Source organism: Kitasatospora sp. NPDC001540 (assembly GCF_042894345.1).
GTDB classification, from domain to species: Bacteria; Actinomycetota; Actinomycetes; order Streptomycetales; family Streptomycetaceae; genus Kitasatospora; species Kitasatospora phosalacinea_C.
In genome coordinates, this window is sequence record NZ_JBIAVO010000003.1 from 85,256 (window position 1) to 105,393 (window position 20,138).

At 73.8% G+C, this 20,138-nt stretch carries 14 protein-coding genes; 2 read left to right on the top strand and 12 right to left on the bottom strand.

The annotated features are described in order from the left end of the window. Window positions 1-15: 15 nt before the first annotated feature. From ACFY00_RS05585 to hisC, 12 genes are all read right to left on the bottom strand, one after another. On the bottom strand, window positions 16-1,806 hold the full coding sequence (locus ACFY00_RS05585; protein ID WP_388027551.1) for a GAF domain-containing sensor histidine kinase: 1,791 nt from the start codon (window positions 1,804-1,806) through the stop codon (window positions 16-18). Between the two features lie 57 nt (window positions 1,807-1,863). Beyond that, a complete protein-coding gene (cydD, locus tag ACFY00_RS05590; protein ID WP_388028001.1) occupies window positions 1,864-5,331 on the bottom strand; it encodes a thiol reductant ABC exporter subunit CydD in 3,468 nt (1,155 codons plus the stop codon). Window positions 5,332-5,365: 34 nt separating this feature from the next. Then, window positions 5,366-6,373: a cytochrome d ubiquinol oxidase subunit II gene (cydB, locus tag ACFY00_RS05595; protein ID WP_388027553.1), complete on the bottom strand. Its 1,008-nt coding sequence runs from the start codon at window positions 6,371-6,373 to the stop codon at window positions 5,366-5,368. 11 nt (window positions 6,374-6,384) lie between these two features. Then, window positions 6,385-7,926, bottom strand: coding sequence for a cytochrome ubiquinol oxidase subunit I (locus ACFY00_RS05600; protein ID WP_388027556.1), 1,542 nt, complete (start codon window positions 7,924-7,926; stop codon window positions 6,385-6,387). A gap of 303 nt (window positions 7,927-8,229) precedes the next feature. Then, window positions 8,230-9,693, bottom strand: a complete 1,464-nt coding sequence (locus tag ACFY00_RS05605) for a sensor histidine kinase (RefSeq protein ID WP_388027558.1) — start codon at window positions 9,691-9,693, stop codon at window positions 8,230-8,232. A 1-nt stretch (window position 9,694) separates the two neighbouring features. After that, window positions 9,695-10,444 carry a response regulator transcription factor gene (locus tag ACFY00_RS05610; RefSeq protein WP_388028003.1) on the bottom strand — a complete coding sequence of 250 codons (750 nt, stop codon included), beginning with the start codon at window positions 10,442-10,444 and terminating at the stop codon, window positions 9,695-9,697. A 161-nt stretch (window positions 10,445-10,605) separates the two neighbouring features. Then, window positions 10,606-11,244 (bottom strand): hypothetical protein, encoded by a 639-nt coding sequence (locus tag ACFY00_RS05615; RefSeq protein ID WP_388027560.1) that lies wholly within the window; start codon window positions 11,242-11,244, stop codon window positions 10,606-10,608. Between the two features lie 12 nt (window positions 11,245-11,256). Beyond that, window positions 11,257-12,459: an ABC transporter permease gene (locus ACFY00_RS05620; protein WP_388027562.1), complete on the bottom strand. Its 1,203-nt coding sequence runs from the start codon at window positions 12,457-12,459 to the stop codon at window positions 11,257-11,259. Next, the gene (locus ACFY00_RS05625; protein WP_388027564.1) at window positions 12,456-13,232 is read right to left on the bottom strand and encodes an ABC transporter ATP-binding protein; all 777 of its coding nucleotides are present in this window, start codon (window positions 13,230-13,232) and stop codon (window positions 12,456-12,458) included. The genes ACFY00_RS05620 and ACFY00_RS05625 overlap by 4 nt, the downstream gene beginning before the upstream one ends. Beyond that, window positions 13,232-14,608, bottom strand: a complete 1,377-nt coding sequence (locus tag ACFY00_RS05630) for an efflux RND transporter periplasmic adaptor subunit (protein WP_388027566.1) — start codon at window positions 14,606-14,608, stop codon at window positions 13,232-13,234. Before ACFY00_RS05630 ends, ACFY00_RS05625 begins: the two co-directional genes overlap by 1 nt. A 196-nt stretch (window positions 14,609-14,804) precedes the next feature. Next, the gene (locus tag ACFY00_RS05635) at window positions 14,805-16,100 is read right to left on the bottom strand and encodes a TrpB-like pyridoxal phosphate-dependent enzyme (RefSeq protein ID WP_388027568.1); all 1,296 of its coding nucleotides are present in this window, start codon (window positions 16,098-16,100) and stop codon (window positions 14,805-14,807) included. 97 nt (window positions 16,101-16,197) lie between these two features. Then, window positions 16,198-17,274 carry a histidinol-phosphate transaminase gene (hisC, locus tag ACFY00_RS05640; protein WP_388027570.1) on the bottom strand — a complete coding sequence of 359 codons (1,077 nt, stop codon included), beginning with the start codon at window positions 17,272-17,274 and terminating at the stop codon, window positions 16,198-16,200. Window positions 17,275-17,560: 286 nt separating this feature from the next. Between hisC and ACFY00_RS05645 the strand changes: the two genes are divergently transcribed. After that, window positions 17,561-18,718, top strand: a complete 1,158-nt coding sequence (locus ACFY00_RS05645; RefSeq protein WP_388027572.1) for a LacI family DNA-binding transcriptional regulator — start codon at window positions 17,561-17,563, stop codon at window positions 18,716-18,718. 151 nt (window positions 18,719-18,869) lie between these two features. Further along, window positions 18,870-20,018: a metallophosphoesterase gene (locus tag ACFY00_RS05650; protein WP_388027575.1), complete on the top strand. Its 1,149-nt coding sequence runs from the start codon at window positions 18,870-18,872 to the stop codon at window positions 20,016-20,018. The last annotated feature ends 120 nt before the right edge of the window (window positions 20,019-20,138 follow it).

The window sequence follows — 20,138 nt, forward strand, 5'->3', positions numbered from 1 at the left end:
GCCCGGGCGCCGTCGTCAGAGCCGGGCGGTCCAGCGGACCCGGGTGCCCCTGCCGTGCGGGCCGGTCTCGTGCCAGGCGTCGCCGCCGAGCGCCTCGGCGCGGCGGGTGAGGTTGCGCAGGCCGGAGCGGCGGCCGCCCTCGGGGATGCCGACGCCGTCGTCGGTGACGGTGAGCAGGACGCCGGGCGGGCCGGTGCGGGTCGGGGCGGGCGAGAGCGGGCGGCCGTCCTCGCCGAGGTGGACGGTGGCGTCGAGCTCGACGGCGACCCGGGAGGCGCGGGCGTGCCGGGCCGTGTTGGAGAGCATCTCGCGCAGCGCGGCCAGCAGTTGGCGGGAGGTCTTCTCGCCGACCAGGCTCTCCACCGGGCCGGTGAAGGTGACGGTGGGCCGGAAGCCGAGCGCCGCCGCGGCCTGGCTGCCCTCGCGCAGCACCCGGGTGCGCAGGGTGTCCGGCTCGTCGTCGGTGTCGCCGTGCTGGAGCGCGTAGATGGTGGTGCGGACCTCCTGGATGGTGGCGTCCAGCTCGTCCACGGCCTGCCCGATCCGCTCCTGCACCTCGGGGACGACGGCCCGGCGGGCCGCCGACTCCAGCATCATGCCGGTGGCGAACAGCCGCTGGATGACCAGGTCGTGCAGGTCGCGGGCGATCCGGTCGCGATCCTGGAACACCGCCAGGCGCTGCTGGTTGCGCTGGTACTCGGCCAACCGCAGGGCCAGCGCCGCCTGCGAGGCGAAGGTCTGGGAGAGCTGCCGCTCGGCGTCGGTGAACGGCACCATGCCGGCCTCGCGCCACACGCACAGCGCGCCCAGCACCCGGCCCGCGGAGACCATCGGCACCGCCATCGCCGGACCGAACTCCCTTGCCAGCCGGTCGAACTGGGCGTCGGATCCGGTCTCCGACGCGGTCGCCAGGTCGTCCAGGTAGACCGCCTCCCCGGCCAGCAGCCGGGGGGCGAAGCCCTCCTCCGGCAGCAGTTCGCCGGTCAGGTGGTCGGCGCGCTCGCCGGAGGCGTGCGCCACCCGCATCCGGTCCTCCCCCGCCGGGAGCAGGATCATCCCCAGGGCGCCGTCGGCGAGTTCGCGGACCTGCTCGGCGGCGACGGTGAGCGCGACCTGCGCCTCGTCGGTGGACAGCAGCGAGGTGGTCACCGCGGCCGCGCCGGTGATCCAGCGCTCGCGGCGGCGGCCCTGCTCGTACAGCCGGGAGTTCTCGATCGCCACGCCCGCGGCCGCGCCCAGCGCCAGCACCACCTGCTCGTCCTCGGGCGTGAACGCGCCGCCGCCCTTCTTCTCGGTCAGGTACAGGTTGCCGAACACCTCGCCGCGGACCCGGATCGGCACCCCCAGGAAGGACACCATCGGCGGGTGGTGCGCCGGGAAGCCGACCGAGCGCGGGTCGGTGGACAGGTCGGTCAGCCGCAGCGGCCGCGGGTCGTCGATCAGCGCGCCCAGGATGCCGCGGCCGGTCGGCAGGTGGCCGATCTCGGCGGCCGTCCGGTTGTCGATGCCGATGTGGATGAAGTCCGACAGGCCGCTGCCGTTCGGGTTCACCACGCCCATCGCCGCGTACTCGGCGTCCACCAGCTCGGCCGCGCCCGCCGCGATCCGCTGCAGCGTGGCGTGCGGGTCCAGGCCCGCGCCGACCGACACCACCGCCTCCAGCAGCCGCTGCATCCGGTCGGTCACCGCGGCGGCGGACTGCAGCCGCTCGGAGACCTCGGTGACCAGGGTGTCCAGTCCGAGCGAGGAGATCTCGGGGATGCGCGGCCGGCCGCCCGTGGCGACCGGCTCCTCCGGCGTCTGCATGCCACCAGTGTGCACGTACGTCCCGGTTTGCCCGGTTTTACGGACGGTCGGGCCCGGTCAGACCGCCACCTGCTCGCCCGCCCGCTCGCCCGCCCGCTCCCGCTCCGCCATCGCGGCCAGTCGGCCGCCGGGCCGCGCCACCAGCTCCGACCAGCGGCCGCGCTCGACCACCCGGCCGCCGTCCAGCACCAGCACCTCGTCCACGCTGCCGTCGTCCAGACCGGCCAGCCGGTGCGTGATCAGCAGCGTGGTGCGGCCCGCGGTGGCGGCCAGCAGGTCGGCGGTCAGCGCGTCCGCGGTGGCGACGTCCAGGTGCTCGGCGGGCTCGTCCAGCACCAGCACCGGGAAGTCGGCCAGCAGCGCCCGGGCCAGCGCCAGGCGCTGGCGCTGGCCGCCCGAGAGCCGGGCCCCGTGCTCGCCGACCATGGTGTCCAGCCCCTCCGGCAGGCCGTCCGCCCAGTCCAGCAGCCGGGCCGCGGCCAGCGCCGCCCGCAGCGCCGCCTCGTCGGCGTCCGGCCGGGCCAGCCGCAGGTTCTCCCGCACCGAGCTGTCGAAGACGTGCGCGTCCTGCGCGCACAGCCCCACCACCCGGCGGACGTCCTCGCCCGCCAGCTCCCGGGTGTCGGTGCGGCCCCCCAGCAGCACGGCCCCCGCCGACGGCTCGACGAAGCGCAGCAGCGCCTGCGCCAGCGTGGTCTTGCCCGAACCGGACGCCCCCACCACCGCGATCCGCCGCCCGGCCGCCAGCTCCAGGTCGACCCCGCACAGCGCGTCCCGCTCGGCTCCGGGCCACCGCACCGCCAGGTCCCGTACGGAGATCGGCAGTTGCACGGCAGGAAGCGGCTCCGGCGCGTCCGGCTCGCGGACCGGGAGCGGCGCGGCCAGCACCTGCTCCAGCCGCTCCCGGGCGGCCCGGGACCGCTCCCGGTGGCGCACCGCCGTCGGCATCCCCGCCACCGCCTCGAACGCCGCCAGCGGCGTCAGCACCACCACCGCCAGGCACACCCCCGGCAGCGCCCCCGCCGCCACCGCGTGCACCCCCGCCGCCGAGGCCGCGACCACCGTCAGGCCCGACACCAGCGCCACCAGGCCCGCCGAGAGGCCGCCCGCGGCGGCCGACCGGGCCGCCAGCCGGGTCAGCGCGCCGTCCGCGTCCGCCGCGACGGCCAGCCGCCGCGGCAGCGCCCCCGCGACGGTCAGCTCCGCCGTGCCGGTCAGGGTGTCGACCACCGCGGTCGCCAGCTCGCCGCGCGCGGGCGCGTGCCGCCGCTCCGTCCGGCCCGAGACCCACCGTTCCAGCAGCGGGACGGCCGCGCCCGCCAGCAGCAGGCCCAGCGCCAGCACCAGGCCCGCCAGCGGCAGGAACGCGGCCAGGGCGGCCGAGGCGCCCAGCGAGACCAGCACGGCGACGGCGGCGGGCAGCCGCCAGCGCAGGTGGAAGTCCTGCACCGCGTCCACGTCCGCGACCAGCCGCGACAGCAGGTCGCCCCGGCGGAACTGCGGCAGCCCGGCCGGGGCCAGCCGCTCCAGCCGCCGGTAGACGGCCGTCCGGACGCCGCCCAGCGCCTTCAGCACCGCGTCGTGCGCGACCAGCCGCTCCGCGTACCGGAACACGCTCCGCCCGATCCCGAACGCCCGCACCGAGGTCACCGCGACCATGAGGTACAGCACCGGCGGCATCTGCGAGGCCCGCGAGATCAGCCAGCCGGAGGTGCCCATCAGCGCGACGGCGCAGCCGAGGGCGAGGGCGCCCAGCAGGACGGCGAGCCAGAAGCGGGGGACGCGCTGCCGGACGGCCCCCTCGGGGAGCGGCTCCTCGTCGTACCGGGTCTGTGGGACGGTGCCTTCCGCTTCGCGCAGTTCCTCGCGCCCCTGGTTGCGCGTCTGGTTGCGCAGCTGGTTGCGCGCCTGCGGGGCGGCCACCGGCCCCGGCAGGTGGACGTGGTGGTCGGCGAGGGCCGTGAGGGCGGGGCGGTGGGTGATGAGCAGGACGGTGCGGTCCAGGGCGCGGAGGGTGCCGAGGAGGGCGGCCTCGGTGACGGGGTCGAGGTGGGCGGTGGGTTCGTCGAGGATCAGGACGGGGCGGTCGGCGAGCAGGGCGCGGGCCAGCGCGAGGCGTTGGCGCTGCCCGGCGGAGAGGCCGTGGCCGTCCTCGGCGAGGAGGGCGTCGGGGGTGGTGAAGTCGACGTGCGCGGCGGCCAGGGCGGCGGCGAGTTGGGCGTCGCTCGCGTCGGGGCGGGCGAGGCGGACGTTCTCGGCGACCGTCCCGGCGAACAGGTGGGGGTGCTGCGGGACCCAGGCGACCTGGGCGTGCCAGCTGGCCCGGTCGGTCTCGGCGAGGTCCTGCCCGCCGAGCAGGACGCGTCCGCCGTCGGGGCGGGTGAAGCCGAGCAGGACGCTGACCAGGGTGGTCTTGCCCGCGCCGCTGGGGCCGGTGAGGACGGTGGTGCGCCCGGCCGGGACGGTCATCGAGAACCCCGACAGCGTCTCGCCGCCGCGGCCGGGGTGGCGGACGGTCAGCCGCTCGACCCGCAGGTCGGTGCCGGTGGGGGCGGGGCGGGTGCCGTCGGCGGGGAGCGGGGTCTCCAGGACCTCGAAGATCTTCCCGGCGGCGGCCAGGCCCTCCGCGCTGGAGTGGTAGAGGGCGCCGACCTGGCGGATCGGCAGGTAGACCTCGGGGGCGAGGACGAGGACCAGCAGCCCGGTCTCCAGGTCGAGGGTGCCGCGCACCAGCCGGAAGCCGATCGAGACGGCGACCAGGGCGACCGAGAGGGTGGAGAGCAGTTCCAGGGCGAAGGAGGAGACGAAGGCCAGGCGCAGGGTGCGCAGGGTGGCGCGCCGGTAGTCCTCGGTGATCCGGCCGATCGCCCGGGCCTGGGCGCGGGCCCGGCCGAAGACCTTGAGGGTGGGCAGTCCGGCGACCACGTCGAGGAAGTGGTGGGAGAGCCGGGCGAGTCCGGCGAACTGGCGGTCGGTGCGGGCCTGGGTGGCGTACCCGATCAGGACCATGAACAGCGGGATCAGCGGCAGGGTGGCGCAGACGATCGCGGCGGACTCCCAGTCGGCGCCGAGGATCCGGGCCAGCACGACCAGCGGGACGACCACGGCCAGGGCCAGCTGCGGGAGGTAGCGGGCGAAGTAGTCGTCGAGGGCGTCGACGCCGCGGGTGGCGAGGGTGGCGAGGTCGCCGGTGCGGCCGCCGGTGAGGTGGGCGGGGCCGAGGGCGGTGGCGTGGTCGAGCAGGCGGCGGCGCAGGGTCGACTTGACGGTGGCGACCGAGCGGTGGGCGGTGAGTTCGGTGAGCCAGGCGACCAGGGCCCGGCCGAGGGTGACGGCGGCCAGGCCGAGCAGGTGCCCGCCCAGCCCGGCCCGGCCGTCCTGGAAGGCGCCGACGACGAGGGAGGCGATCAGCGCGGCCTGGACCACCAGCAGGACCGCGCCCGCCCCGCCGAGCAGGACGGTGCCGGCGAGGAAGGCGCGGGTGGTGCGGGCGTGCGCCAGCAGCCGGGGGTCGATCGGACGCATCCGCTGCTGGCGGTCCATGGGTTCGGCTCCTGCGTCAGTGGTGGGCGGCGGCGGGGATGTGCTGGACGCCGATCCGGCGGCGGAAGACCCAGTACGTCCAGCCCTGGTAGAGCAGCACGAGCGGGGTGAAGACCACGGCGACGACCGTCATCACCTTGAGCGTGTAGGGCGAGGACGAGGCGTTGGTGACGGTCAGCGACCAGTCGGGGTTCAGCGTCGAGGGCATCACGTCGGGGAACAGCGACAGGAAGAGCATCCCGACGGCGGCCGCGACGGTCAGGCCGCTGAGCGCGAACGCCCAGCCCTCGCGGGCCAGCCGGTTGGCGCCGAGCGCGCCGAGCAGGGCGAGGACGGCGACCACCAGCGCGGCCAGGCTCCAGCCGTTGCCGGAGTGCGCCTGCGTCCAGACCAGGAAGACCAGGGCGAGCACGGCGGTGGCCAGGCCGAGCCCGGTGGCCTGGGCGCGGGCCCGGAGCCGGATCTCGCCGCTGGTCTTGAGCGAGGTGAACACCGCGCCGTGGAAGGTGAACAGCACCAGGGTGGTGAGCCCGCCGAGCAGCGCGTACGGGTTGAGCAGGTCCCAGAGGGTGCCGACGTAGTTCTTGTCGGCGTCGATGTCGACGCCGTGCACGATGTTGCCGAAGGCGACGCCCCACAGGAAGGCGGGCAGCAGCGAGGTCCAGAAGATCGCCAGCTCCCAGTTGCGCTGCCAGCGTTCGCCGCTGCGCTGGTGCCGGTACTCGAAGGAGACGCCGCGGACGATCAGGCAGACCAGGATCAGCAGCAGCGGGACGAAGAAGCCGCTGAACAGGGTGGCGTACCAGTCGGGGAAGGCGGCGAAGGTGGCGCCGCCCGCGGTGAGCAGCCACACCTCGTTGCCGTCCCAGACCGGGCCGATGGTGTTGATCAGGACGCGGCGTTCGGCGGTGTTCCGGGCCAGCGTGCGGGTGAGGATGCCGACGCCGAAGTCGAAGCCCTCCAGGAAGAAGTAGCCGGTCCACAGGACGGCGATCAGGATGAACCAGAGGTCGTGCAGGTGCATGGGGTCCGTCCTCAGTACGCGAAGGCGAGGGGCCGGTCGGCGTCCTCGTCGTCGGAGGGTCCGCGCAGGGTCGGGTCCTCGGCGGGCGGCTGCTCGCTGGTGTCGGGCCCGGCGGCGGCGTACTTGGCGAGCAGCTTGACCTCGATGACGGCGAGGACCGCGTACAGCACGGTCAGCGTGGTCAGGCCGACCAGCTGGGTGCCGACGGTGACGTTGGGGGAGACCGCGTCGCGGGTGCGCATCAGGCCGAACACCACCCAGGGCTGGCGGCCCATCTCGGTGAAGATCCAGCCGAAGCTGTTGGCGATCAGCGGGAAGCCCATGGTGAGGATGCCGATCCGCCAGCTCCAACGGGTGAAGAAGACGCTCATCTCGCGCTTCTTCGTGAGCATCAGCTTCGGCGGCTCGTCCTCGGCGGTGCGGTGCTCGGGGGCCAGCCAGAACTTCCGGCGGGTGGTCCACAGGCCGATCAGCGCGGCGGCGAAGGAGGTCATGCCGAAGCCGATCATCAGCCGGAATCCCCAGTAGGTGACGAAGATGTCGGGGATGTAGTCGGTGGGCTGTCCGCCGTACTGCGCGGCCTCGGCGGCGGCGGTGTCGTTGATGCCGGGCACCGCGGACGAGAAGTCGTTGTGGGCGAGGAAGGACAGTATCCCGGGGATCTCCAGCTCGACCGAGTTGTGGCCCTTGGAGACGTCGCCGATCGCGAACACCGAGAACGGGGCGGGCGCCTGGGTGTCCCACAGCGCCTCGGCGGCGGCCATCTTCATCGGCTGCTGCTCGAACATCACCTTGCCGAGGGTGTCGCCGCTGATCGCCACGCCGAGGCCGGCCACCACCGCGATGGCCAGGCCGACCCGCAGCGAGGTGCGCATCGCGGCGGTCTTCTTCCGGTCGGTCTCCTTGCCGCGCTTGGCCCGCCACAGGTGGTAGCTGGCGATGCCGACCACGAAGGCGGCGCCGGTGAGGAAGGCGGCGGTGAGGGTGTGGAAGACCTGGACGACGGCGGTGTTCTGGGTCAGCACCCGGACGATGTCGGTGAGCTGGGCCTTCCCGGTGGCCGGGTCGATCCGGTAGCCGACGGGGTGCTGCATCCAGGAGTTGGCGGCCAGGATGAAGTACGCGGAGAGGGCGGTGCCGATCGCGACCAGCCAGATGCAGGCCAGGTGGATCCGCTTCGGGAGCCGGTCCCAGCCGAAGATCCACAGGCCGATGAAGGTCGACTCGAAGAAGAAGGCGATCAGCGCCTCCATCGCCAGCGGGGCGCCGAACACGTCGCCGACGAAACGGGAGTAGTCGGACCAGTTCATGCCGAACTGGAACTCCTGGACGATGCCGGTGACCACGCCCATGGCGATGTTGATCAGGAAGAGCTTTCCCCAGAACTTGGTGGCGTGGAAGTACTTCTCCTTGCCCGTGCGGACCCAGGCGGTCTGCAGACCGGCCACGATCGAGGCCAGGCTGATCGTGAGGGGCACGAAGAGGAAGTGGTAGACGGTGGTGATGCCGAACTGCCATCGCGAGATGGTCTCGTGAGCGACTGCTAGGTCCACTGCGCCCTCTCTCACAGGGGTTGTGCCACATGCCGGACAAAAGGGCAGATCTAGCACGCAAGCGCGCCGAACCGTCCCAAGCTTGTCCGCTTGTGAACGTGAACACGTTCACAAGGGAAGTATCCACGACGCTTATCGGTGCGGTGGCAGGGGGGTGGGGTGTTGTGCGACACACCGATGATCCGGCGTCCCGCCGACCGCTCACAAGCGGCAGCCGGGCAGGCCGGGTGTACCGAACGGCGCTTGACGCGGACGCCGCTGACGGGTCGTCAGCGGAGGCGGGGCACCGGCGGGGGCGGGGCGTCAGTACTGGCGGGGCAGCGTGAGCCGGAAGGCCGCGCCGTCGCCCGGGGCGGTGCGCAGGGTCAGCTCGCCGCCGTGCGCCGAGACCAGGGCGTTGGCGATCGCCAGGCCCAGCCCCGATCCCCCGCTCTCGCCCGCCCGGCGGCTGCGCGAGGCGTCCGCCCGGTAGAAGCGCTCGAAGACCTGGGCCGCCTGCTCCTCGGTCAGACCGGGGCCGTGGTCGGCGACCTCCAGCAGGCAGCCGCCGCTCGCCCGGCCCACGCCGATCCGGACCGCGGTGCCGGCCGGGGTGTGCTTGACCGCGTTGCCGACCAGGTTGGTCACCACCTGGCGCAGCCGGGCCTCGTCGCCCAGCACCGGGGCGGGCTGCGGGGCGCCCTCGCCGTCCGGGCCGGTCAGGGCGACCGGGCGGCCCGGGTCCAGGGCGGTCAGGTCGTGCAGGGCGTCGGCGGCCAGCGTGCGCAGGTCCATCGGGGCCAGGTTGAGCGGGCGCTCCTCGTCCAGGCGGGCCAGCAGCAGCAGGTCCTCGACCAGGGCGCCCAGGCGCACCGCCTCCGACTCGATCCGGTCCATCGCCCGGTCCACGTCCTGCAGCGCGCCCATCCGGTGCAGTTCGGCGAAGCCGCGGATCCCGGCCAGCGGGGTGCGCAGCTCGTGCGAGGCGTCCGCGACGAAGCGGCGCATCCGCTGCTCGGAGGCGGCCCGGGCGGCGAACGCGGTCTCGATGTGGGTGAGCATCCCGTTCAGCGCCGCGGACAGCCGCCCCGCCTCGGTGCGGACCGGCAGCTCCGGCATCCGGTACGACAGGTCGCCGTCGGCGATCCGCTGGGCGCCCGCCTCCAGCTGGCGCAGCGGCCGCAGCCCGGCCCGCACCGCGAGCGCGCCCAGGCCCACGAGGCCGACCAGCACCGCGCCGCCGATGGTCAGGAAGGTGGTGCGCAGGTGCGAGATGGTCGACTGGACGTCCGCCAGCGGCACCGCGACCTGCACGTACCGGGGCGCGGTGGGGTCGTTGGCCGTGGCGCGCTGCAGCGGCTTCACCATCGAGCGCCACTCGCTGGAGCGCGGCCCCGAGGCGGTGAACGGCTCGTCCAGCCGGTCGGTCAGCCCCTTGCGGTCCAGGGCGGGCAGTTGCGGGGCCGGGTCGGACTCGCTCAGCGGCTGCCGGATCACCGACAGCACCGTGCCGTCCTCGGCCAGGTAGCGCACCACGTACTCGCTGGGCAGGCCCTGGCCGGTGCGGCGGCCGGGGGTCTGGGTGCTGCTGAACACCGAGGCGGTGCTCTGCTTGGTCGGCGCGCGGCGCGACAGCGGCTCGGCGAACCGGTCGAGCTGCTCGTCGGCCCGGTCCACCAACTGCCCGCGGACGGTGCCCAGCACCAGGGTGTCGCTCACCACCAGCCCGGTGGTGACCAGCAGCAGCGCGAGCACCAGCAGGCGCACCCGCAGCGAGAAGCGGGCCACCTCAGCTGTTCGGCGGCCGGCGCAGCGCGTAGCCGATGCCGCGCACCGTGTGGATCAGCTTGGGGCCGTGCGCCGGGCCGGAGTCGAGCTTGCGGCGCAGGTAGGAGATGTACGACTCGACGATCGACAGGTCGCCGCCGAAGTCGTACGCCCACACGTGGTCGAGGATCTGCGCCTTGGAGACCACCCGGCCGACGTTGGCCATCAGGTAGTGCAGCAGCTTGAACTCGGTGGGGGAGAGCGAGACCGGGACGCCGCCGCGGGTGACCTCGTGCGCGGTCGGGTCCAGGGTGAGGTCGGCGACCACCAGGCGGCCGTCGTCGGCCGGGCCGCCCGCCCGGCGCAGGATCGCCCGGATCCGGGCGATCAGCTCCTCCAGGCTGAACGGCTTGGTGACGTAGTCGTCGGCGCCGACCGCCAGGCCCTGCACCTTGTCGCCGGTGCCGTCCTTCGCGGTCAGGAACAGCACCGGGACGTGCTCGGGGCTCTGCGGCCACTGGGTCTGGTCGCGCAGCCGCTGCACCACGGTGAAGCCGTCCAGGTCGGGCAGCATCACGTCCAGGACGACCAGGTCGGGGCGCTCGGCGGCGACCGCGTCCAGGGCCTCCTGGCCGGTGGCGGCGGAGGCCACCCGGAAGCCGGAGAAGCGCAGGCTGGCCGAGAGCAGCTCGCGGATGTTGGGTTCGTCGTCCACGACCAGGAGGAAGGGCTCGCCCCCGGCCTGGACCGCCGCGACCGGGCTCGACTGCACTGCGCCTGACACGATTGCTCCGCCTCCCGGCCGGACGAATGGGCCACCCCGAACTCCGCGGGGGTCTGTCCGACGGCGCCCGCCGGGTTGCGCCCGACCGGAAACCGTCATACAGACCCTAGCCCGGGCAGGCTACGCGAAGGGAATGAAGATTGTATGAGTCATCCGGTCGTGCCCGAACCGGTACCCGCGCCGCCCCCGTTCCCGCCGGTGCCGCCGCCCGCGCCGCGGCCGCCGAAGCCGCCCGCCGCGTTGCCCTCGGTGAGCTGGGTGGCGCTGTAGGAGCCGTCCGCGCCCTTGCTGCCCAGCACGGTCACCGTCTGGCCGGGCTGCAGGTCGCCGACCTTGCCCTCCTTGGTGGTGGTGACCTTGGTGGAGTCCTGGGTGGTGACCTTGACGGTGTTCCCGTTGGCGTCGGTCAGGTAGACGGTGTTGCCCTCCACCGACTTCACGGTGCCGCGGGTGAAGCCGCCCGCCGCGCCGCCGCCCGGGAACTGGCCGCTGCCGCCGGTGGCCTGGCCAGCGCCGCCGCCGTAGCCGCCGCGGCCGCTGCCGCCCCCGTAACCGCCGCGGCCGGCGGCGCCCGGGAGGCGGTCGTTGGAGGCGCCCGCCCGGGTGCCGGTGCCGCTGCCGTCGTCCTTCTGGTACCAGACGCCGCCCGCGAAGGAGAGCACGGCGATGACGCAGCCGGCCAGCGCCAGGGTGGGCCAGGGGAGCTTGCGGCGCGGCGGCGCGGCCAGCTCGGCGGTGATGTCGCGGGCGTCCGGCGCGGTGGCCAGCAGCTCCTGGTCGTCTGACACGGGGGTCTCCTTCTACTCGTGCCGGAGGGCGTCGATCGGGCGCAGCGCGGCGGCCCGGTTGGCGGGGTAGCTGCCGAAGAACAGGCCGATGGCGACGGCGATGCCGAACGCGCCGAGCACCGACTCGGGGATCACCACCGGCTTGATGCCGACCACCGAGAAGTGCGAGCCGACGACGCCGGCCAGCACGCCCAGCCCGGCGCCGATCACCGACAGCAGGGTGGACTCGGCCAGGAACTGGCCGAGGATGACCGCGCGGGGCGCGCCGAGCGCCTTGCGGATGCCGATCTCCTTCGTCCGCTCGGTGACGGTCACCAGCATGATGTTGGTGATGCCGATGCCGCCGACCAGCAGCGAGATCGCGGCGACCGCGCCGAGCAGGACGGTGAAGGTCCTGGTGGTGGACTCGCGGGCGCTCAGCAGCGAGGTCTGGTTGCTGATCCGGAAGTCGACCTTGGTGGCGTCCTTGAGGGCGTGGGTGCCCATCAGGATCCGGGTGATGTCGGCCTGCGCCTCGGTGGTGGCCTCGGCGGAGGACGCCTGCACCAGGATCTGGTTGACCGAGCCGAAGCCGGTGAACGCGTTCTGCACGGTCGGCAGCGGGGCGACGACGACGTCGTCGGGGTCGCTGAAGCCGGTGGAGCCCTTGGCCTTCAGCACGCCGACCACGGTGAACGGGGTGCCCCCGATGGTGATCCGCTTCCCGACCGGGTCCTCGGTGGCGAACAGCTCGGTGGCGGTGGTCGAGCCGAGCACCGCGACCTTGCGGGAGTTCAGCACGTCGTCGACGGAGAAGTAGTCGCCCTTGTCGACCTTCAGGTTGGCGGTCTCGAAGTAGGCGGGGTAGGTGCCGACGACCTGCCCGGGCTGGTACGAGATGTTCCCGTACAGCGCGGTGCCGCTGGTGGTGACCACCGGGGCGACCGACTTGATGGACGGGGCGTCGGTGGCGGTGGCGAGCGCCTTGGCGTCCTCCACGGTGAGCTTCTTCGCGGCGGTCGCCGATCCGCGCGAGGCGGCGGAGGAGACGGTCAGCGAGTTGGTGCCGAGCGAGGTGATCGAGTCCTTGACCGCGACCGAGGAGCCGTTGCCGACCGCGAGCAGCAGGATCACCGAGGCCACGCCGATCAGCACGCCGAGCATGGTCAGCGCGGAACGGACCTTGTTGGCGGCCAGGCCCGCCACCGCGAAGCGGAGCATCTGCCAGGCGATCACGCGACCACCCCCGCGGCGGCCAGCGCGGGCGGCGGCCCGTCGACCGGGGCCTGCCGGACGTCCGAGACGATCGCGCCGTCGACCAGCCGGAGCACCCGCTTGGCGTGCAGCGCGACCTCGTCCTCGTGGGTGATCACCACCACGGTGCGGCCGCGGGCGTTGAGTCCGTCGATGATGCCCAGCACCTCCTCGGTGGAGCGGCTGTCGAGGTTGCCGGTGGGCTCGTCGGCCAGCAGCATCGCGGGCGAGGTGACCAGCGCCCGGGCCACCGCGACGCGCTGCTGCTGGCCGCCGGAGAGCTGGTTGGGCTTGTGCCCGGCCCGGTCGGCCAGGCCGACCAGGCCCAGCGCGGCCATCGCCCGGCGGCGCCGCTCGGCGGCCCGCACGCCCGCGTAGGCCAGCGGCAGCTCGACCTGGGCCAGCGCGGTGGTGCGGGGCACCAGGTTGAAGGACTGGAACACGAAGCCGATCTTGCGGTTGCGGACCAGCGCGAGCTGGCCCTCGTCAAGGTGGCCGACGTCGGTGCCGTCCAGCAGGTAGCGGCCGGAGGTCGGCACGTCCAGGCAGCCCAGGATGTTCATCAGGGTCGACTTGCCGGAGCCGGAGGAGCCCATCACCGCGACGTAGTCGCCCTCCGCGACGTCCAGGTCGACGCCGAGCGGCTCGCCGCCGCCGGTCACCGGCCCGCGCAGCGCGTGCACGACGGCGTCGCCGTGGCCGTACGACTTGGTGACCCGGCGGATCTGGATCACCGGGGGCTTGGCGGTGCGCATCAGCGGGTGCCTCCGGCGCCGCCGCCGTTGCGGGAGCCGCCGCCCGCGCCGCCGAAGCCGCCCGTGCCGCCGCCGAAGCCGCCCGCCGCGCCGCCCGCGCCCGGGAACTGGCCGGACGGGAAGCCGTTGCCGGTGCCCGCGGTGGTGGAGGTCAACTCGACCTTCTCGCCCTCGGTCAGGCCCTCGGTGACCTGCACGGTGCTGTCGCCCTCGATGCCGACGGCGACCTGCACCCGCTCGGTGGAGCCGTCGTCGTGCACCACGGTCGCGGTGCGGGTGCTGCCGGTGCCCTGCAGGGCCGCGGTGGGCACCGACAGGGCGTTCTCGGCGGAGCCGGTGGTCACCGAGATGGTGGCGCTCAGGCCGGTGCGCAGGGTCGAGGTGTCACCGGTGATCTGCAGCGTCGCGCCGTACTGCACGGCCCCGTTGGTGGAGCTGGAGGGCAGCGAGCTGACCGACAGGACGGTCGCGTCCAGCTTGGTGTCGGACTGCGCGTTCAGGGTGACGGTGGCCGCCTGGCCCTTCTTCAGCTTGAGCGAGTCCAGTTCGGAGAAGTTCGCGGTGACCTCCATCCCGGACGGGTTGGTCAGCACGATGAAACCGGACGGGGTGGTGCTCGAACTTCCGCTGCCGGTAGCGCTCTTGGCGCCCGAGGAGCCGCCCGAGGAGGACGAGCCGGCGGAGGACGATCCGGCGGAGCCGGTGCCGGAGACGGTGTCGCCGACCTTGCCGGAGACCGAGGCGACGGTGCCGTCGGTGCTCGCGGTGAGCGTCGTCCCGGCCAGCGCCGCCTTGGCGTTGGCCAGCGTCGTCTCCGCGTTGTCGACCTGCTGCTGGGCCGCGGCGACCTGCGCCTGGTCCACCTTGACGGTGGTCGTGGTGGTCGGCTGCGGGGTGCTCTGGGCGCCCGCGCCGCCGGAGGCCGCGCCGGTGCCGCCGCCGCGGCCGGAGCCGGACGTGCCCGCCACCGTGGTGGTGACGCTCTCGCCCGCCTCGGCCTTGGTCAGGTTCGCCTCCGCCGTGTTCAGCGCGGACTGCGCCTGGTCGACCTGCTGCTGGGCCGCGGTGGTGTCGACGGTCGCCAGCACCTGGCCCTTCTTCACCGCGTCGCCGACCGCGACCCTCACCGAGGTGAGCCTGCCCCCGGTGACGAAGTCCTGCCCGGCGTCGGAGGGCGAGAACAGCGTGCCCGACCCGGACACGGTGGCCTGGACCGTCCCCTTGGCGACCGTGACGGTCCTGACCTTGGACGTGGTCGCGGCCTTGCTGCTGCCGCTGTCCAGGGTGGTGTACGCCAGCGCGACCCCGCCCAGCAGGGCCACGCCGAGCGCGGAGTTGACGAGGACGGCCCCACGCCGTCGCGGAAGCACCTTCATGGCGCAGAAGCATCGCCCCGCGCTCTTGCGCCGTCCTGTGCGAATCCTGAACGCCCGCTGTGACCAGCGATCCGGACAGATCGGCACATACCGACCACCCGTGGGCCGGTGGCCTACCGGACGACCACCGGCCCTTGACCCGATTCCCGGAAACCTCCCAGCAAAGTCCCGTCACCGCTTCACGCGGGCCCCGCGGTCAGTCCGTGAGCCGCCCCGCGAAGTGGTCGAGGTACGCCTGCATGTCGAAGTGCCCGTGGCCGGACAGCGCGAACACGATCGCCTTCGACTCGCCGGACTCCCGGCAGGCCAGCGCCTCGTCCACGGCCGCCCGCACCGCGTGGGTGGACTCCGGCGCGGGCACGATGCCCTCGGCCCGGGCGAAGGCCACGCCCGCCTCGAAGCAGGCGGTCTGCGGCACGGCGACGGCCTCGACCAGCCCGAGCTCCTTGAGGTGGCTGACGATCGGCGACATGCCGTGGTAGCGCAGCCCGCCGGCGTGGATCGCGGGCGGGGTGAAGCCGTGCCCCAGGGTGTGCATCTTCATCAGCGGGGTGGTGCCCGCGCTGTCGCCGAAGTCGTAGTCGTAGCGGCCCCGGGTCAGCGAGGGGCAGGACGCGGGCTCCACCGCCACCGCCCGCACCGCCCGGCGGCCTGCCAACTGCTCGCCCAGGAACGGGAAGGCCAGCCCGCCGAAGTTGGAGCCGCCGCCCGCCGCGCCGATCACCACGTCCGGGTAGTCGTCGATCCGGGCGAACTGGGCCAGCGCCTCCTGCCCGATCACCGTCTGGTGCAGCAGCACGTGGTTCAGCACCGAGCCGAGCGCGTACTTGGCCGCGCCGCCCGCCGCAGCCACCGACTCGACCGCCTCGGAGATCGCCAGCCCCAGGCTGCCGGTGGCCGCCGGGTCGGCCGCCAGCGCGGCCCGTCCGGCGGCGGTCAGCTGGGAGGGCGAGGCGTGCACCGCGGCGCCGTAGGTCTCCATCAGGGCCCGCCGGTACGGCTTCTGGTCGTAGGAGACCCGAACCATGAAGACCTCGCAGTCCAGCTCCAGGAAGGAGCAGGCCAGCCCGAGCGCGCTGCCCCACTGCCCGGCGCCGGTCTCGGTGACCAGCCGGGTCACCCCGGCCCGCTTGTTGTAGTACGCCTGCGCCAGCGCGGTGTTGAGCTTGTGCGAGCCGGTCGGGTTGCCCCCTTCGTATTTGTAGTAGATGCGGGCGGGGGTGCGCAGCGCGCGCTCCAGGCGCTCGGCGCGCACCAGGGGCGCGGGGCGGAAGCGGCGGTACAGGTCGAGCACCGCGCCGGGGACGTCCACCTCGCGGGGGCCGCCGAGTTCCTGGGCGACGAGTTCGGCGGGGAACAGCGGGGCGAGGTCGTCGGCGGTGACCGGCTCCTTGGTACCGGGGTGGAGCATCGGCGGGAGGGGCTCCGGGAGGTCCGGCAGGAGGTTGTACCAGGCGGTGGGGACGAGGTCGGCGTCGTGCTGGGTGGTCATCCGGGCTTCTCCCTGTGGTGCGCGGGCCTGCCCCCGGAGTCCTTCCACCGCGGCGGGGCGGGCAACCGCGCCGCCCGCCCCGCTTTCTGACGGAGGCTCAGATCTCCTTGCGGAACGCCTCCGCGGCCCCCAGGAACAGGTCGTTGCCCTTGACCTCGCCGATCGAGACCCGCACGCCCTCGCCCGCGAACGGGCGGACCACCACGCCGGCCTCGGCGCAGGCGGCGGCGAAGTCGAGGGTGCGCTCGCCGAGGCGGAGCCAGACGAAGTTGGCCTGGGAGTCGACGACCGTCCAGCCCTGGGCGCGCAGCGCGGCGGTGACCCGGGCCCGTTCGGCGACCAGGGCCTCGACCCGCTCCAGCAGGGCGTCCTCGGCGCGCAGCGAGGCGACCGCGGCGTCCTGGGCGAGCTGGCTGACGCCGAACGGGACGGCGGTCTTGCGCAGCGCGTCGGCGACCGGCTCGTGGGCGATCGCGAAGCCGACCCGCAGGCCGGCCAGGCCGTACGCCTTGGAGAAGGTGCGCAGCACGCAGACGTTGGGGCGGTCGCGGTAGAGCTCGATGCCGTCGGGGACGTCGGCGTCGCGGATGAACTCGCGGTAGGCCTCGTCCAGCACGACCAGCACGTCGGCCGGGACGGCGTCCAGGAAGCGGACCAGTTCCTCGCGGTGGATGGCCGCGCCGGTCGGGTTGTTGGGGTTGCAGACGAAGACCAGCCGGGTGCGGTCGGTGATCGCGGCGAGCATCGCGTCGAGGTCGTGGGCCTCGCCGTCGGTCAGCGGGACGGGCACGGGGGTGGCGCCCGCGACCTGGGTGATGATCGGGTACGCCTCGAAGGAGCGCCAGGCGAAGACCACCTCGTCGCCGGGGCCGGCCGCGGAGAGCACCAGGGACTGGGCGACGCCGACCGAGCCGGTGCCGGTGGCGACGTGCTCGGCGGGGACGCCGAAGCGCTCGGCGAGTTCGGTGACCAGGCCGCTGACCGCCATGTCGGGGTAGCGGTTGAAGTCGCCCGCGGCGGCGACCGCCGCCTCCAGCACGCCGGGCAGCGGCGGGTAGGGGTTCTCGTTGGAGGAGAGCTTGAAGGCGTCGGCCCCGGCGGGCTTGCCCGGCTTGTAGCTGGGGATGCCGCCCAGGCTGGGCCGCAGGCGGGGGCCGTGTTCGCGCTGAACCACGGGGTTCTCCGTTTCTCGTTACTCGGCGGTGGCGCCGTTCCGCCCCGGTCGGGTGCCGCGAACGATACCGACCGCCCTCACCCGTGCGGGTGAGATGCTCGTCCGGGTTACGGGTGCAGTTCGGCCATTCTGCCGGGTTCCTTTGGCACATGTCAGAGGTATCGCGGCCGGAAAACCGTGCCGATCGAAGGGCACCCGCCCAAGGCGTTCATGGAGAAACGTATCTCCGACCTTCGGTAGCGAACCGGTCACGCAGCGCCGTCACGAGCCATACGATCGGTCCGCCATGACAGCAGCAGCCAACCAGAACGGTCGACGGGCCACCGCGTCCCGGCGCCTGGAGCGGGCCGGCATCCGGGACGTCGCGGCGGCCGCCGGCGTGTCCATCACCACCGTCTCGGACGCCCTGAACGGCAAGGGGCGCCTCCCCGACGAGACCCGCAGCCGGGTCCGCGAGGTCGCCGAGCGACTCGGGTACCGGCCGTCCGCGGCCGCCCGCACCCTGCGCACCGGCAGGTCCGGCCTGATCGGCCTGACGGTCACCACGTACGGCGAAGAGCCGTTCACCTTCACCGAGTTCGCCTACTTCGCCGAGATGGCCCGGGCCGCCACCAGCGCCGCGCTCGGCCGCGGCTACGCCCTGGTGGTGCTGCCCGCCTCCTCCCGGCACGACGTCTGGAGCAACATCGCGCTCGACGGCACGGTGGTGATCGACCCGCCCGACCAGGACCCGCTGGTCACCGAGCTGTACCGGTCCGGCGTCCCGGTGGTCTCCGACGGCAAGCCCGGCAACTGCCCGGTCACCGCCTGGGTCGACAACGACCACGAGGCCGCCGTCCTGAACATCCTGGACCACCTCAGCACGGCCGGGGCCCGCCGGATCGGCCTGCTCACCGGCACCTCCACCGACACCTACACCCGGCTCTCCACCGAGGCGTACCTCGCCTGGTGCGACCGGGTCGGCCAGGAGCCCGTGTACGAGGCCTACCCGGCCCACGACCCGGCCGCCGGGGCGGTGGCCGCCGACCGGCTGCTGGCCCGCCCCGACCGGCCCGACGCGGTGTACGGCCTGTTCGACCCGAACGGCACCGACCTGCTGGCGGCCGCCCGCCGCTACGGGCTGCGGGTGCCCGACGACCTGCTGCTGGTGTGCTGCAGCGAGTCCGACGTGTACGCCAACACCGAACCCCCCATCACCACGCTGTCGCTGAAACCCCGTCGGATCGGCACCACCGTGGTCAACCTGCTGATCGACGCGATCGAAGGAGTCGACGCGGGCACCGGCACCGCCACCGGACGGCTCTTCCCGCCGCGCTACCGCACCGCCGGGACGGGCCCGCCGCCCGGCACCCTGATGCCCACCGAGCTGATCGTCCGGGCCTCCTCGCAGCGCCGCACCCCGCGCACCACCGTCAGCCCGCCCCGGGCCCCCGGCGAGGGGTAGCCGCGGGCGCGACGGCACTGGTCCGGACCACCCCAGACCGGTACGGACCGGACGGCCGGGGGGCCCGCGCGGGGCCGGGCGGGCGGGCCGACAGGAATCGGATACCGACCAGGTGAGGACGACGGGAGAGTGCGCTTCCTATGATGGGCGAATGACACCCGAGGACCTCTTCCGCGAACCCGAGCACCCGCACTCGGGCCCCCGCCCCCGCCAGGACCTCGACGTGCTCCCGCAAGGCTCCTACTTCGAACCCGCCGAGCCCGCCGGGTACCCGTACGAGGAGACGTACAGCACCTACGGCGGTGCCCGCTACCTGGAGCAGCACTGGGCCCCGGCAAGCCAGTTCGGCGCCGACGCGCCCCCCGTACCCGGCCACTACGCGCCCACCGGCCAGGCCCCGCACGAGGACCCGCCGACCATCGAGCTCGGCCCGCCGATCGACACCCCGCCCGTCGAGGTGCACTTCCCCTACCCGCAGCCCGAGCCCGGCGAGGGCCCCGGACCGCTGTTCGTCATCGGCGACGTCCACGGGTACCTCGACGAGCTGCTCGCCGCCCTCCACCAGCAGGGCCTGATCGACACCGAGGGCCACTGGTCGGCCGGCCGCTCCCGGGTCTGGTTCCTCGGCGACTTCACCGACCGCGGCCCCGACGGCATCGGCGTCATCGACCTGGTCATGCAGCTGGCCGCCGAGGCCGCCGCGGCCGGCGGCTACTGCCGCGCCCTGATGGGCAACCACGAACTGCTCTTCCTGGGCGCCTCCCGCTACGGCGACGAGGCCGTCCAGTCCACCGCCGGAACGGCCTCCTTCCTCGCCGCCTGGCGCCTCAACGGCGGCCAGCAGCACGACCTGGAGCGCCTGCAGCCGCACCACATCAGCTGGCTCTCCCGGCTGCCCGCGATGGCCCTGGAGGACGGCCACCTGCTGCTGCACTCCGACACCACCGCGTACCTGGAGTACGGCGAGACCATCGCCGACGTCAACGACGCCGTGCACGCCCTGCTCGCCGACGAGGGCATCGACGAGTGGTGGGACGCCTTCCGCAAGTTCACCAAGCGCTTCGCCTTCCGCGGCCAGGCCGGCACCATGGCCGCCCAGGAACTGCTCGCCGTCTACGGCGGCTACCGGGTCGTCCACGGCCACAGCCCGATCCCGTACCTCACCGGCGACCATCCCGAGGACGGCACCCCGCCGCACGTCCCCGGCCCCTACATCTACGCCGACGAGCTGGCCATCGCGATGGACGGCGGCGTCACCATGGACGGACGCCTGCTGGTCGCCCGGCTGCCGCTGAACTGACACCCGCGGGCCCGGCCCCGAACTGAACAACTGAACGACACTCCCCTTGCCCAGCAAGGGAACTGAGCACCCGGAAGTTCCGGAAAGAGGCTGTCGGCCCGCTCCCGCGCGCCCCTACCA